Below are 14,848 nucleotides of genomic sequence, written 5' to 3' on the forward strand. Positions count from 1 at the left end.
CCGTTATGGGGCGTGCGCTTGCAGCTATCAAATCAAGCTACTGCGCCCCGCCGCTGGCGCATTTTCTGGCCCATCTGCTGCACCGCCGGCTCGCTCAGCAGCGCACGCGCCGCCGGGTACACCACCTCTTCTTCGCTAGCGATATGCGCCGCATAGCCGCCGGCAAACCGGGCAAACGCAGCTTCGTCCTGCGCAGTGAAGGCATGGCTCTGGCCATCCGCCAGCGCCAGCAGACACAGTCGCGCGTCTTGCCAGTGTGCGGCCATGCGCTCGTGGTCGTGCTGCAGCTGGCGTACCCGCTGCACCACCTCCGGCGTGCCCTGTACCAGCAGCAGCGGGAAGATGTGCAGCTCCTCGTCTTCATGGTGCAGCGGCGCGGCCAGGTCGAAGTAGCGCAGCACGTCGCGGGCGGCCTGCCTTGCGGAGTCGTCACAGGCGTGATCGTCCAGGTAGCGACACAGCTTCTCCAGCAGCGCCAGCGTGCGCTGCACACGCTCGTGGCAGGCCTCCAGCATTTCAAACGGCGTATCAAAACCCACGGCCGGGGCGCCAAAACCCGGCAAGGCTGTGGTGCTGCGTGTCATGGTGTTCAACCCAATTGCACGGGGGCACCGTGCCGATCAAACGGAATGAAGCCGTGGTGCTGCCCCAGCTTGATGGCCTCGACCATGCGCTGCAGCGGTGCCTCGGCATCTTCGCTGCTAGGCGCCTGGTGCGCGGTGCCGGACAAGGCGGCGGCAAACACCATCTGCCAGTCGTGGCCAAACTGGCCCGACTCTTGCGCCAGTGCGGCAAAAGACGCTATTTCTTCGGGCAGTTTGTCGGCGCACATCAACGGCACCAGCGCGCCGCCGTAGCCGGCAGCAAAGTCGGCCTGTTGCGCCGGCGTAGCGTCGTCGGGCAACTCAGCGCCGGCAAAGACAAACAGCAGGCGCTGGGGCTGCGGCTGGCGGCAGGCCGCCTGCAACAGATCGTCAAAACTGGAAATTTCCATGGTGTCACTCCAAAAAATGGCGGTGGATCGGGTGTTGGTTCAGGGCTCACCCAAGGTGCTGAAGTAGTCCGCCAGCGCCGGCCGCAGACGCGCCTGCTTGCGCGACTGCACCGTGCCCAGGCTGACAAAGCACACCGCGTACTCGCCCTCGGTCAGGCCAAACAGCGTGCGCAGACCGGTGTATTTCAGCGCTTTGCCGCTGGTCAGCGCCGAGCCGTAACCCAGCGCGGTAGCCATCAGCAGCATGTTTTGCACCGCACAACCCGCCGACAGCAGGCGCTCGTACAGGTCGATCTCCGGGTCGCCGCGCAGGCCATCGACCACCAGCAACAGCAACACCGGCGAGCGATTGGCCTTGTCGCGCGCCTGCGCCACCTGCTCAGGTGTAGCCGTAGCGTCGCGCTCCAGCAAAGAAGCGGCAAACACTTCGGCCAAGGCGGTGCGCTGCGCTGGTGGCACGCGCACCAGGCGCCAGGGCAGCAACTGCCCATGGTCGGGCGCGTGCGCGGCGGCGCCAACGATGGCTTGCAGTTCGGCGGCGCTGGGGCCTGGCTCGGTCAGGCGCTTGGGCAGGATGGTCTGGCGTGCCTGCATCAGTGCCGCGGCCATGGTGGCCACCTCGGCAGCGGGAGGGGACAGCACATTGCTGGCCATATCAACCCGGGCGGCCATCGCTGCGCATCCGTCCGTACCACGGTGCCAGCCGCAGCGCCCACACAGCCATCAGCGCCAACCACAGCCACGCGGCCAAGACCAGCAGATAGGCAGATATGCCACTGGGCCAGGCAGCGGCAATGCGCAGCAGTGTGGCCAGCTGCAAAAACCACAGCAGCGGCCAAGTGATCCGGTCGGCCTGCGTGGCACGGCCGCTGTGGGCGCACGACACGCGCGTCACCATGGTCAGCATCAGCGAGGCCAGGCAGCCCATGGTCAGGGCATGCAAAGCGCCCAAGCCCATCACCGGCGCGCCTTGCCACAAACCCAGCCACTGCGATAAACCGGCCAACAGCATCGACAGGCCGAGCCAGACAAAGCCAAGGTGCAACATCACCATCTGGCGGTTCTTGCGGCTTTGACCCCGGCCCCACCGCAGCGCCAGCCACAGCAACACCGTGCCCACAACCAGTTCCAGACTGCCGCGCAGCAACATCCACCACGCCGCAATCGAGCCTGGCAGCGGGCCATCAAACTCGACCCAAATCGCTGCGGCCTCCAGCACGGCGGCGCCGAGCATCAGCCACAGCACCCCCAACGAGCGCCATGCCGCAATCAAAGGCAAGGTGTCAGAGGACAAAAAAGGCACCATGCGGTGCGCCACGGTGACGAACACCACCACCACACAACCCCACAGCCCAGTCAACACACAGGCGCGTGCCACCACCGGAGCCTCCAGCGCCACGCCAAGGGCCACGCCGGCGAGACTCAATCCGCCAACCAGCAAGGCCACACCCAGCGCACGCGCATGGACTGGGTCCTCGGCCTGGCTGCGCCACAGCAGCGACCAGAACAACGCGGCCACCATCGCCCAGCCCAGCGTCGCCAACGCCACGCCCGCCAACGCAACACCCGCGTGCAGATGCCCGCCGGCCAGCCACAGCAACCAGCCGAGCGTTTGCAGCAACAGTGGCAGCAGCAACCGCGCGGACCGGGGCTGCGGCACTTGCAGCCACTTCGGCCCGGCAGTGAACATAAATCCAGAAAAAAACAACGGCATGAAGCCAAACACCATCACCGCTGCGTGCACCAGCGAAGGCGGCAGCACCAGCGGCAGGCCCAACCAGCCGCTGACACGATCGAGCTGCACCAGCGCCCACCACGCACTCGCTGCCAGCAGCACCACCATGGCCAGAAAAAAACCCAGCCGGTGCGGCGCCCGCAGCAAATAGCGCGGGCGCCAGCGGCGGTCTAACTGCGCCAGCGTTTGCGCATCAGGCTTGCCGCCCACCACTTGGATCGGGATGGTGCGGCCAGCGCTCACCCACAGGTTCCCAAATGCCCGCACTGGGTGCAATAGTCGCAACCGTCCTTGCGGATCATGGCGTGGGCGCCGCATTCAGGGCATTTTTTACCGGCCATGACGGGTGGGGTCGAGGCTGCACTTTGCTGTTCCCTCTCCTCTTGCGCGTGCACCGCACCGGCCAACGCGCTGGGTGCGCGCAGCTTGGCGCGCCGCTCCAAGATGTACTGAATGGCGTAGGCCACTGCGGCCACTTCGGACTCGTGCCACATCGGCACCTGCGTGCCGTCGGCCTTTTGGTGTTTCCCCAGTCGCACCGGGCCGCGGTCCCAGGCGACCTTGCGCATATCGCTCAAGGCCCGCGCCAAGAAGCCACCGCGTGCCGCCAGCGACAGCAAACGCATGCTCGATGTCATCCACTGCTGCGATTCGCTGCTCTGTCCCACCGGCATGAAAAACTCGATGGCGCGGTCCACCGTGCCGCTGCCATCGGCATTGGGCACGGGCAGGAAGGAGACCACCAGGTACAGGCGTTTTTTGCCCTCCTGCGTCCAGTATTCGACCTTTTCTGCTACCGCCGACAGCGCGCCCTTGGGGCGGCTTTCAATCACGGTGCGCATGGGATCGACCAGAGGCGGTGGTGCGAGCGCAGCCTCAGACGCGGTCTCGGGGGCGGCATGCACCTCCAGCACCGAGCCCAAAATGCTGTTGGGACGATAGGTCGCCAAGCCCTTGAGACGCGCGCGCCAAGCCTGCAGATACAAGCTCTTGAAGTCATCGTAGGGGTAATCGGCCGGAATGTTCACCGTCTTGGAAATGGCCGTATCGACGAACGGCTGCACCGCTTCCATCATGGCAATGTGGCCGTCGGCGCTCATCTCCAGCGCCGAAACAAAGTAGTCCGGCAGCTGGTTCACGTCGCCGCCCAGTTCACGGTACAGGCGCCAGGCGTGGTCTTCGACCGCGTACTCCGCCGTGCTGCCATCGGCCTCGCGCTTTTTGCGCTTGTACATCCACGAAAACGGCGGCTCGATGCCGTTGGAGGCGTTGTCGGCAAAGGCCAGGCTGACGGTGCCGGTGGGCGCAATCGACAGCAGGTGGCTGTTGCGGATGCCGTACTGGCGGATGTCTTTTTGCAGTGCTGCCGGCAGGCGGCTGGCAAAGGTGCCGCTGGCCAGATAGCCGTCGGCGTCGAACTTGGGGAACGCACCTTTCTCGCGCGCCAGCGCCACCGACGCGGTGTAGGCCGCATCGCGCATCCGCTCGGCAATGCGCGCCGCCATGGCGCGGCCTTCGTCGGTGTCGTAGCGCAGGCGCAGCATGGCCAGCGTGTTGCCCATGCCGGTAAAGCCGACACCAATCCGGCGCTTGGCGTGCGCCTCTTCGCGCTGCTGCGGCAGGGGCCAGAAGGTCACGTCGAGCACATTGTCCAGCGCACGCACTTGCAACGCGACCGAGTTTTCAAACGCCACAAAGTCAAATTCCGGCGTGCCGGAAAAGCCAAACGGATGGCGCACAAAGCGCGTCAAGATGACCGGGCCGAGGTCGCAACAACCATAAGAAGGCAAGGGCTGCTCGCCACAGGGATTCGTCGCTGCGATCGTCTCGCAGTAGTGCAGGTTGTTATCCGTGTTGATGTGATCCAGAAACAAAATCCCCGGCTCAGCAAAGTCGTAGGCGGATTGCATGATGGTGTCCCACAGCTCTTGCGCCTGCACTGTTTGGTAGACCCACTGGCCGTCGGCGCGCTGGTAGGCGCCTTGATCACGCAAGGGGATGCCGGGGGCAGCCTGGTGCACCAACTCCCACGGCAGGTCGTCTTGCACGGCATGGATGAAGGCATCGGACACGCCCACCGAGACGTTGAAATTGTTCCAGCGCCCCGGCGTGCGCTTGGCGGTAATGAAGTCCAGCACATCGGGGTGGTCAATGCGCAGCACGCCCATTTGCGCGCCACGGCGGGCCCCAGCGCTCTCGACGGTCGAGCAGGATTGGTCGAATACGTTGATGTAGCTGCACGGGCCTGAGGCCATCGAGTGCGTACCTTTGACCTCGGCGCCGCGCGGGCGGATGCGCGAGAAGTCATAACCGACGCCGCCACCGCGCCGCATGGTTTCAGCCGCTTCGCGCAGCGCTTCGTAGATTCCGGGGTAACCGCCTTCGTCCATGCCCTGGATGCAGTCGCCCACCGGCTGCACGAAGCAGTTGATCAGCGTCGCCTGGATGTCGGTACCCGCCGCGCTCATGATGCGGCCCGCGCCAATCGCGCCGGCATGCAGGTTGGCCAAGAACAGCGCTTCGTACTTGGCGCGCTGCTTTTCTGGCTCGGCGGAGGCCAGCGATCGAGCCACGCGGGCAAACAGATCGTCGATGCCGGTCTCGCCCGGCTTCAGATACTTTTCATGCAGCACATCCAGGCTGATGGGTTGAATGGCCGCTGCCGCGCCGGTCGCGGCGGCTGATTTTTTGTGTGACATGGGATTGGGTATCGTTCGATGGCTGCGCAGCCGGTAGGGCTGCGCCAAAGTGCGCAATAGTGCCTGATTAGGCAAGGGCACAAATCATATGGGTGCACTCACATGAGTACTTGCCGCAGCTATTTTAATAGCTAAAACCATGCACAATATGCATCAAATAGCCTTCAAACCCTTTATACACAAGCGCTTATAGCTAGCATTTTTATTTTTACAAACCCTGCATAGCGCTTGCAAACACCCAACAACAACGGCTCACTGCACCAAGGGCGAGTCCGCAGCGTCCAGGACGATGTGCTCCAGTGCGGCTTCGCCGGCCAGCAGGCTCATGTACTGGTGCAGGGCGCGAGCGCGTGACTGCATGGCCAACAGGCGCGCAATGCGCTCATGCACTTCGGCATACGCCGGCTGGGTACCGGCGCGGCGCTCCAGCACTTCGATGATGTGAAAACCGAAGCGGCTGTGCACCAGCATCGGGTGGATGCCCACACTGTTTTTCTGGCCCTGGTGGTGCGACTGGTGAAACAACTCCTTGGCCAGTTCAGGGGCACAGTCATCCGGGCCGAGCCAGCCCAGATCGCCGCCCTGCGTGCTGCTGGGACAGTTCGACAGCTCGGTCGCCCGTTGGGCAAAGCGCCCGGACGGCGTGTCCTTGTGCGTCAGCTCCAGCAGCGCTTTTTCTGCGTGCACGGCCAGCGCTTGCACATTGACGCCGGGCGTCACGGCAAACAGGATGTGGCGCATGTGCAGCGCCTGACCGACAATGAACTGTGAAGCATGTGCCTGGTGGTAGCGCTGACACTCGTCCTCCTGCGGCTGGGGACTGTGCACCTCGGCATCGATCATGGCCTCCAGCACCTGGCGCGCAGAGTCATCCAGTTCAGGTGCCAGCACGGTGTCGTGGGGCGCCAGCAGGCCCTGCGCTACAGCGTGTTGGCGCAGCAGTTCGGCGTAGGCGCGCTCGCGCAGTTCGTCCTCGGGCGGGCGCTGCCCGGGCGGGTGCAGCGCCACACCGTTGATGGTGGCTGTGGGCTGGCTCTGCACGCTGGCAACGGACTCGGCCGCGCTGGCACAGCCACATCCCCCCGCGGCACCACCGCCGCAGCCGGAAGAAGTCAGGGACGGATTCATCACATTTTTCCTTTCGACACAGCAGCGGCATGGGCGGGATGGCTAGCCTGTACCGGCTGCGGTGCAGGCGACGAGCGCGTGGTGACACCCACATCCAGGCGGCGGCTGCGCACCACTTGGTAGGGGCGAAACAAGTAGCCGACCGAGGCAAAGCCGCTCCACACATGTACCAGCCGGCTGAACGGGAACAGTAAAAAGATGGTCATACCGAACACAATGTGCAGCAGATAAGGCCAGGGCAGACCGGCCAGCACCTCGGCGTCCACCGTGCGCAGCGTCAGGATGCGCTGTGCCCAGTCGGCCAGGGTCAGCATCACGCTGCCGTCCGAGTGCGCCCAGGAAAACGGCAGCGTGATCAGACCCACCACCAGCTGCACCCAGAGAATCCACAAGATGGCCAGATCGGTCTTGTGGCTGGTGTAGCGGATACGTTCGTCAAACATGCGGCGGTAGATCAGCATCGACAGGCCGATAAAGCACAGCACGCCAAAAGTGCCACCCGAATAGATGGCGATCTTCTGCTTGACCGAGGCTTCCAGAAAGTGCGCATAAAAGGCGTGCGGCGCCAGCAGACCGATCAGGTGACCAAAGAACAGGAACAGGATGCCGACGTGGAACAGATTGCTGCCCCAGCGCAACAGGCCGGTGCGCAGCAGCTGCGACGAATCACTTTTCCAGGTGTATTGGTCGCGGTCGAAGCGCAACAGGCTGCCGAGCAGAAACACCGTCAGACAGATGTAGGGATAAACACCAAAGAGGAAACCATGCAGGGAAGTCATTGCGGTGCTCCTGAGGAAGGATGTGCCGGGCGCGCAGCTTTGGGCACGATATGGATGGGTTGTGGCTGGCCGGGCCGCGCCTGTCCCTGGGACGAGCAGCCGTCAAACACCACCGGCTCCTGCCAGATAGCATCGATGGGCTCTTCGGCTGCCACCTCGACCGGTGAGGCTTTTTCGCCGGCCAGTTCCAGCAAGGCACCCAGCACGACGGCATAGGCGCTTTGGCGCTTTTGCAGGGCAGCAAAAATGGCGTTAAAGATATGCGCCATCTCACCCAGGAACTCGCGTGCCTGGCGCGGCGCCAGGGTGGAGGCGAACTCCAGCACCACTGGCAAAAAATCGGGCAACTCGCCTTCACCCAAAAACAGGCCGGCCTGCTCATAGGTTTTGGTCAGGTCGATCATGGCAGGGCCCCGGTCGCGCGAGTCGCCATGCACATGCTCGAACAGGTGCAACGAGGTGGAGCGGCCCCGGTCGAACATTTCGACATAGTCGGCCTCAACCTCCAGCACGGGCTTGCGGGCCAGCGTGTCGATGAAGGCGCTCAACTCCGCCAGACGTTCTGCGGGCAGCGCCTGCTCGTCTTGCAGCGCGGTGCGCAGGTCTGGCCAATGGGCACGCAGCGGGGCATCGGGATAACCCAGCAGCAGTGCCAGCACGCGCAGGCTTTTGCTGGCAGGGGGAATGTGATTAAACAGTGCCATGACTCAGACCTCCATCTTGATCGGGATGGTGCGTTTTTTGCTGCCCCCAAACAGGCTGACTTCGCTACTGCCTTCAGAGCAGCCGTTGCCGAACGTGAAGCCGCAGCCACCGCGCACGTCAAAGGCGTTCTCGGCGTATTCGCGGTGCGTTGACGGGATGACGAAGCGGTCTTCGTAGTTGGCAATCGCCATGGTGTGGTACATGTCCTCGACCTGCGCCACCGTGAGGCCCGCCTGCGCCAGCACCGCCAGGTTCTGCTCATGGTCCACATGCTTGCTGCGCTGGTAGGCACGCATCGCCAACATGCGTTGCAGGGCGCGCATCACGGGGGCGGTGTCGCCCGCGGTCAACAGGTTGGCCAGGTACTGCACCGGAATGCGCATCTGCGAGATGTCGGGTATCTCACCGTTGACGCCGATTTTGCCGGCGTTGGCCGCCGAGGTGATGGGCGAGAGCGGCGGCACGTACCAGACCATCGGCAGCGTGCGGTACTCGGGGTGCAGCGGCAGCGCCACTTTCCAATCCACCGCCATCTTGTAGACCGGGCTGCGGCGGGCACCTTCCAGCCAGGCTTCGGGAATGCCGTCCTTGCGCGCCTGCTCAATCACGGCTGGGTCGTGCGGATTCAGGAAGATGTCGAGTTGCGCTTGGTATAGGTCCTTGTCGTCCGGCACGCTGGCCGCTTCCTGGATGCGATCGGCGTCATACAGCACCACACCCAGGTAGCGGATGCGGCCGACACAGGTCTCAGAACACACGGTCGGCTGGCCAGCCTCGATGCGCGGGTAGCAGAAGGTGCACTTCTCGGCCTTGCCGCTCTTCCAGTTGTAATAAATCTTCTTGTAGGGGCAGCCCGAGACGCACATGCGCCAGCCACGGCACTTGTCCTGGTCGATCAGCACGATGCCGTCTTCCTCGCGCTTGTAGATCGAGCCGGACGGGCAGGACGCCACACAGCTGGGGTTCAGGCAGTGCTCGCACAGGCGCGGCAGGTACATCATGAAGGTGTTCTCGAACTGGCCCACCATGTCTTTTTGCACCTGCTCAAAGTTGTCCAGGTTGGCATCCTTACTGCGCTTGGAGAACTCGCCGCCGAGAATTTCTTCCCAGTTCGGCCCCCACACGATTTTTTCCATCCGCTTACCGGTGATCAGACTGCGCGGCTGCGCCGTGGGAGCGGCGTGCATCTCGGGCGCCGATTGCAGGTGGTCGTAGTCGAAAGTGAAGGGCTCGTAGTAGTCGTCGATCTGCGGCATGTTCGGGTTGGCGAACAGGCGCATCAGCATCTTCCACTTGCCACCCTGGCGTGGCTCGATCGAGCCATCGGGATGGCGCACCCAGCCACCATTCCACTTGTCCTGGTTTTCCCATTCCTTGGGGTAGCCGATGCCGGGTTTAGTCTCGACGTTGTTGAACCAGGCGTATTCCATGCCTGGGCGGCTGGTCCAGACGTTTTTGCAGGTGACCGAACAGGTGTGGCAGCCAATGCACTTGTCCAGGTTCAGCACCATGCCGATTTGTGCGCGAATTCTCATGCCGATTCTCCCTGTTGTTGCACCACGAAGGCGCGGTCATCGCCGCGTGGCGTGTCCAGCCAATCCACTTTGTCCATCTTGCGCACGACAACGAATTCGTCGCGGTTGGTGCCAATGGTTCCGTAGTAGTTGAAGCCGTAGGACAGCTGGGCGTAGCCGCCGATCATGTGCGTCGGTTTCAGCACCACGCGCGTCACCGAATTGTGGATACCACCGCGGTGCCCGGTGATCTCCGAGCCGGGCGTGTTGACGATTTTTTCTTGGGCGTGGTACATGATCACCATGCCGGGTTTTACCCGCTGGCTGACCACCGCGCGTGCCGTGAGCGCGCCGTTGACGTTGTAGGCCTCCACCCAGTCGTTGTCCTCCACCCCAATCACCTTGGCATCGTCTTCACTCAGCCAGATGATCGGTCCGCCCCGACTCAGCGTGAGCATGAGCAGGTTGTCGGTGTAGGTCGAGTGGATGCCCCACTTCTGGTGTGGCGTGATGAAGTTCAGCAGAATTTCGGCATTGCCATTGCTGCGGATGCCGTGCACGCCCGCCGTGGCCTTCAGGTTCACCGGTGGCCGGTAGCTGGCCAAGCCCTCGCCAAACGCCAGCATCCACGGATGGTCTTGGTAGAACTGCTGGCGTCCGGTCAGCGTGCGCCACGGGATGTATTCGTGCACATTGGTGTAGCCGGCGTTGTACGACACCGTCTCCGACTCAATACCGCTCCAGGTGGGCGAGCTGATGATCTTGCGCGGCTGCGCCTGGATGTCGCGAAAGCGAATCTTCTCGTCTTCGCGGTGCAGCGCCAGGTGCGTGTGGTCGCGCCCGGTCTGCTTGCCCAGCGCCTCCCACGCCTTCACCGCCACATGGCCGTTGGTCTCCGGGGCCAGCTGCAACACCATTTCGCAAGCGTCAATGTCGCTCAAGATGCGCGGCATCCCCAGCGTCACGCCGGGCTCGGTCACCAAGCCGCTGAGCTGGCCCAGCTGCTTGACCTCGGTTTCGGTATTCCACGCAATGCCCTTGCCGCCATTGCCGATCTTGTTCAGCAGCGGGCCCACGGCCGTAAAGCGCTTGTAGACGTTCGGGTAGTCGCGCTCGACCACCTGTATCTGCGGTGCGGTCTTGCCAGGGATCAGCTCGCACTCGCCGCGCTTCCAATCCTTCACGTCAAACGGCTGCGCCAGCTCGCCGGGCGAGTCGTGCTGCATAGGCGTGAGCACCATTTCTTTTTCGACGCCCAGATGCCCTTCGCACAGTTCGCTGAAGCGTTTGGCAAAGCCCTTGTAGATTTCCCAGTCGCTTTTGGACTGCCACACCGGGTCCACGGCCGTGGACAGCGGGTGGATAAAGGGGTGCATGTCACTGGTGTTGAGGTCGTTTTTCTCGTACCAAGTGGCGGTCGGCAGCACGATGTCCGAATACAGACAGGTGGTGCTCATGCGAAAGTCCAGCGTGACCAGCAAATCGAGCTTGCCCTCGGGCGCCTGTGCGTGCCAGACCACTTCTTCCGGCTTGGCCTCGTCCCTGCCCAGGTCCTTGCCCTGCACACCGTGCGTAGTGCCTAGCAGGTGCTTGAGGAAATACTCATGCCCCTTGCCCGACGAGCCAATGATGTTGGAGCGCCAGACAAACATGTTGCGCGGCCAGTTGTCGGGATGATCGGGGTCTTCACAGCTCATCTTCAGTGAGCCGTTTTTCAGCGCCTGCACCACATAGTCCTTGGGGTCCATGCCAGCGGCCTGCGCGTCTTTCACCACCTGCATCGGGTGCGTCTGCAACTGCGGTGCCGACGGCAGCCAGCCCATGCGCTCAGCGCGCACGTTGTAGTCGATCATGCTGCCGCCATACAGCTTCTTGTCGGCCAGCGGCGACAGCACTTCGTCCACGCCGATTTTTTCGTAGCGCCACTGGTTAGTGTGGGCGTAGAAGAAGCTGGTGCTGTTCATCTGGCGCGGTGGGCGAATCCAGTCCAGCGCAAACGCCAGCGGCGTCCAGCCGGTCTGCGGGCGCAGCTTTTCTTGGCCGACGTAATGCGCCCAGCCGCCGCCGCTCTTGCCAATGCAGCCGCACATCATCAGCATGTTGATGACGCTGCGGTAGTTCATGTCACTGTGGTACCAGTGGTTCATGCCAGCGCCGATGATGACCATCGAGCGGCCCTGGGTCTTGTGCGCGTTGTCGGCAAACTGGCGCGCCACGGCAATGATTTGCTCGCGCGGCACGCCGGTGATCTGCTCCTGCCAAGCGGGCGTGTAGGGCGTGTTGTGGTCAAAGTCGGCCGCTGCCAGCTCGCCCGGCAGGCCGCGCGCAATACCGTACTGCGCCACCTGCAGGTCAAACACGGTGGCGACCAGCACCTCGCCGCTGCCCACGGCAAGGCGCTGCACCGGCACGGTGCGCACCAGCACATCGCTTTGCTCGTTGTTGGGGAAATGCGCGTGGTGGATGCCGCCGAAATACGGAAAACCCACCTGCGCGTGGTCGGTAGCGGCGTTTTCCACCCCGCCTTCGCCCTCCATCACCGACAGCTTGAGCGACACGTCATTGCCATCGCGTGCTTCCTTGGCTTCCAGGTTCCACTGGCCCATGTCAGCGCGGCCGTCCGGGCCCCAGCGGAAGCCAATCGCACCCTGCGGCACCACCACCTGGCCACTGGCATCCAAAGCGACGGTTTTCCAGTCCGGGTTGTTGTCCTGTCCCATCTGGTCGGCAAAGTCGCTGGCGCGCACGTAGCGGTCGGGCACCAAGCAGGTGCTGCCGTTTTCCAGGGTGTGCTGTTTCAGCATCACCAGCATCGGCAAGTCGGTATAGCGGCGCGCGTAGTCATCAAAATAAGCCGAGCGCGGCTGGCCGTTGCCACCAAAGTAGAAGTCTTTCAGGATGACGTGGCCCATGGCCATGGCAACGGCGGCATCGGTACCCTGTTTGGGGTGCAACCACAGGTCGGACAGCTTGGCAACCTCGGAATAGTCGGGGGTGATAGCCACCGTTTTGGTGCCCTTGTAGCGCACCTCGGTGAAGAAATGGGCGTCCGGCGTGCGTGTCTGCGGCACGTTCGAGCCCCAGGCAATGATGAAATTCGAGTTGTACCAGTCGGCCGATTCGGGTACGTCGGTCTGCTCACCCCAGACCTGCGGGCTGCTGGGCGGCAGATCGCAGTACCAGTCGTAAAAGCTCATGCACACGCCGCCAATCAGCGACATGTAGCGCGAGCCGGCGGCGTAGCTGACCATCGACATCGCCGGAATGGGCGAAAAACCGATGATGCGGTCGGCACCGTGCTGCTGGATCGTATAGACGTTGGACGCAGCGATCAGCTCGTTCACTTCATCCCAGGTCGAGCGCACAAAGCCGCCCAGACCGCGCACGCTCTGGTAATCGCGCCGCTTGGCATCGTCCTGCACCACGGCGGCCCAGGCCTCGACCGGCGCCAGGGTCAAGCGTGCCTCGCGCCAGTGTTTGAGCAGGCGGGCGCGGATCATCGGGTATTTGACGCGGTTGGCACTGTACAGGTACCAGCTGTAACTGGCGCCGCGCGAGCAGCCGCGCGGCTCGTGATTGGGCATGTCCCAGCGCGTGCGCGGGTAGTCGGTCTGCTGGGTTTCCCAGGTGACGATGCCGCCCTTGACGTATACCTTCCACGAGCACGAACCGGTGCAGTTCACACCGTGTGTGCTGCGCACGATCTTGTCGTGTGCCCAGCGGTTGCGGTAGGCGTCCTCCCAGGTGCGGTCTTCGGCGGTAGTCACGCCGTGGTCACCCGAAAACGACTCCCTCGGGTTGGAAAAGTAGTTCAGGCGGTCGAGAAAATGGCTCATCGGAGGCTCCTTTGACGGGTCATGATGGAAGGGTTCAGCACGGCATTTCGGCGTGCTTGCGTGCGTAGTACCACCAGGTCACCACAATGCACAGGACATAGAAAACAGCAAACGTCCAGAGGGCCAACTCGGGCCCGCCGGTCAGCGCAATCGAACTGCCATAGCTCTTGGGAATGAAGAAGCCACCGTAGGCAGCAAAGGCCGCTGTGAAGCCGAGCGTGGCGGCAGCCAGGGTGTTTCCCTCTTTCTGCGCCTGCGCCACGGCGCTGGTGTCGTTGGCTTGCACACCACGCATGGCTTCAGTCAAAAAGATGACGGGGATCATGCTGAAGGTGGAGCCGTTACCAATGCCGGTGGTCAGGAACAGCACCAGAAAGCAGATAAAGAAGCCGCTGAAGTTGCCGCCGATGCCGCCGTGCGGCAGGAACTGGATCACACCCACCACCGCAATGGTCATGACGATAAAGTTCCATAGCGTGACGCGCGCGCCGCCCACCTTGTCGGCCAGCCAGCCACCAAACGGGCGCACCACGGCGCCTACCAGTGGGCCAAGCCAGGCATACGCCAGCGGATTCACGTCTGGAAACTGGCTCTTGATGAGCAACGGAAAACCAGCGGCATAGCCAATGAACGAGCCGAAGGTGCCCAGGTACAACAGGCACATCAGCCAGTTGTGCTTGCGCCGGAAAATCGCAGCCTGGCTGGCAAAGGATGCCTTGGCATCGGCAATGTCGTGCATACCAAACCACGCTGCCAGCGACGTCAGAGCAATCCACGGCACCCAGATGAAGGCGGCATTCTGTGTCCACACCTGTACGTTGACGCCGTTTTTGACCACCGCCTGGCCTTCGCCGCCGAAGATGCCAAAGATGCCAACCGTCACCACCAGCGGGCTCAAAAACTGCACCACCGACACGCCCAGATTGCCCAAACCAGCGTTCACGCCCAGCGCCGAGCCCTTGCGCTCCTTCGGAAAAAAGAAGCTGATGTTGGCCATGCTGGAGCTGAAATTGCCGCCACCAAAACCGCACAGCAGCGCCAGCACCAGCATGGTGGGGTAGCTGGTGCTGTTGTCCTGCACCGCATAGCCAATGCCAATAGCAGGAATCAGCAGCGAAGCGGTAGAAATCGCCGTCCAGCGCCGGCCACCGAACACCGGCACCATGAACGAGTAAAAAATGCGCAACGTGGCACCGCTGAGCGCGGGCGCCGCCGCCAGCCAGAACAGCTGGTTGCTCGAATATTTAAAGCCCAGGCCGGGCAGGCTGACGGCGACCACGCTCCAGACCTGCCAGATGGCAAACGCCAGGAACAGGGCTGGCACCGAAATCCATAGATTGATCTTGGCGACGGCCTCGCCTTCGCGTTCCCAGAAGGCTTTGTCTTCCGGGGTCCAGATGTGCAGGGTGCGCCCGGTGCTGGCACGCGGGGCAGAAGGTGAGACAGACATGGTGTGAG

Annotated in this window: 11 protein-coding genes; all 11 read right to left on the reverse strand. The window is 63.0% G+C overall.

Features of this window, described 5'->3' with window-relative positions; all coding sequences use genetic code 11:
• Positions 1-32: 32 nt before the first annotated feature.
• On the reverse strand, positions 33-584 hold the full coding sequence (locus Q390_RS0100945; protein ID WP_037471966.1) for a hemerythrin domain-containing protein: 552 nt from the start codon (positions 582-584) through the stop codon (positions 33-35).
• Between the two features lie 5 nt (positions 585-589).
• Positions 590-994: a hypothetical protein gene (locus tag Q390_RS0100950; protein WP_027994385.1), complete on the reverse strand. Its 405-nt coding sequence runs from the start codon at positions 992-994 to the stop codon at positions 590-592.
• A gap of 39 nt (positions 995-1,033) precedes the next feature.
• Positions 1,034-1,666, reverse strand: a complete 633-nt coding sequence (locus Q390_RS0100955; protein ID WP_037471912.1) for a nitroreductase family protein — start codon at positions 1,664-1,666, stop codon at positions 1,034-1,036.
• Positions 1,650-2,972: an NnrS family protein gene (locus Q390_RS0100960; RefSeq protein WP_245606832.1), complete on the reverse strand. Its 1,323-nt coding sequence runs from the start codon at positions 2,970-2,972 to the stop codon at positions 1,650-1,652. Before Q390_RS0100960 ends, Q390_RS0100955 begins: the two co-directional genes overlap by 17 nt.
• A complete protein-coding gene (locus Q390_RS0100965; protein ID WP_027994388.1) occupies positions 2,969-5,428 on the reverse strand; it encodes an adenosylcobalamin-dependent ribonucleoside-diphosphate reductase in 2,460 nt (819 codons plus the stop codon). Before Q390_RS0100965 ends, Q390_RS0100960 begins: the two co-directional genes overlap by 4 nt.
• Before the next feature lie 252 nt (positions 5,429-5,680).
• Positions 5,681-6,556, reverse strand: a complete 876-nt coding sequence (locus Q390_RS0100970) for a peptidylprolyl isomerase (protein WP_051602962.1) — start codon at positions 6,554-6,556, stop codon at positions 5,681-5,683.
• Entirely contained in the window at positions 6,556-7,335 is a 780-nt protein-coding gene (gene narI, locus Q390_RS17145; protein ID WP_051602963.1) for a respiratory nitrate reductase subunit gamma, read from the reverse strand. The genes Q390_RS0100970 and narI overlap by 1 nt, the downstream gene beginning before the upstream one ends.
• Complete coding sequence (gene narJ, locus Q390_RS0100980) at positions 7,332-8,039, reverse strand: nitrate reductase molybdenum cofactor assembly chaperone (RefSeq protein WP_027994390.1); 708 nt, start codon at positions 8,037-8,039, stop codon at positions 7,332-7,334. Before narJ ends, narI begins: the two co-directional genes overlap by 4 nt.
• A 3-nt stretch (positions 8,040-8,042) precedes the next feature.
• Positions 8,043-9,575: a nitrate reductase subunit beta gene (gene narH / locus Q390_RS0100985; protein WP_027994391.1), complete on the reverse strand. Its 1,533-nt coding sequence runs from the start codon at positions 9,573-9,575 to the stop codon at positions 8,043-8,045.
• Positions 9,572-13,390: a nitrate reductase subunit alpha gene (locus Q390_RS0100990; protein ID WP_027994392.1), complete on the reverse strand. Its 3,819-nt coding sequence runs from the start codon at positions 13,388-13,390 to the stop codon at positions 9,572-9,574. The genes narH and Q390_RS0100990 overlap by 4 nt, the downstream gene beginning before the upstream one ends.
• A gap of 34 nt (positions 13,391-13,424) precedes the next feature.
• A complete protein-coding gene (locus Q390_RS0100995; protein ID WP_027994393.1) occupies positions 13,425-14,840 on the reverse strand; it encodes a NarK family nitrate/nitrite MFS transporter in 1,416 nt (471 codons plus the stop codon).
• Positions 14,841-14,848 lie beyond the last annotated feature (8 nt).

The sequence above is a fragment of the Simplicispira psychrophila DSM 11588 genome (assembly GCF_000688255.1).
GTDB lineage: Bacteria > Pseudomonadota > Gammaproteobacteria > Burkholderiales > Burkholderiaceae_C > Simplicispira > Simplicispira psychrophila.

Excerpts from the sequence above, each read along its gene's own strand:
- Q390_RS0100945 (WP_037471966.1), bottom strand. The coding sequence starts at position 584 with ATGACACGCAGCACCACAGCCTTGCCGGGTTTTGGCGCCCCGGCCGTG.
- Q390_RS0100950 (WP_027994385.1), bottom strand. The coding sequence starts at position 994 with ATGGAAATTTCCAGTTTTGACGATCTGTTGCAGGCGGCCTGCCGCCAG.
- Q390_RS0100955 (WP_037471912.1), bottom strand. The coding sequence starts at position 1,666 with ATGGCCGCCCGGGTTGATATGGCCAGCAATGTGCTGTCCCCTCCCGCT.
- Q390_RS0100965 (WP_027994388.1), bottom strand. The coding sequence starts at position 5,428 with ATGTCACACAAAAAATCAGCCGCCGCGACCGGCGCGGCAGCGGCCATT.
- Q390_RS0100970 (WP_051602962.1), bottom strand. The coding sequence starts at position 6,556 with ATGAATCCGTCCCTGACTTCTTCCGGCTGCGGCGGTGGTGCCGCGGGG.
- narI (WP_051602963.1), bottom strand. The coding sequence starts at position 7,335 with ATGACTTCCCTGCATGGTTTCCTCTTTGGTGTTTATCCCTACATCTGT.
- narJ (WP_027994390.1), bottom strand. The coding sequence starts at position 8,039 with ATGGCACTGTTTAATCACATTCCCCCTGCCAGCAAAAGCCTGCGCGTG.
- narH (WP_027994391.1), bottom strand. The coding sequence starts at position 9,575 with ATGAGAATTCGCGCACAAATCGGCATGGTGCTGAACCTGGACAAGTGC.
- Q390_RS0100990 (WP_027994392.1), bottom strand. The coding sequence starts at position 13,390 with ATGAGCCATTTTCTCGACCGCCTGAACTACTTTTCCAACCCGAGGGAG.
- Q390_RS0100995 (WP_027994393.1), bottom strand. The coding sequence starts at position 14,840 with ATGTCTGTCTCACCTTCTGCCCCGCGTGCCAGCACCGGGCGCACCCTG.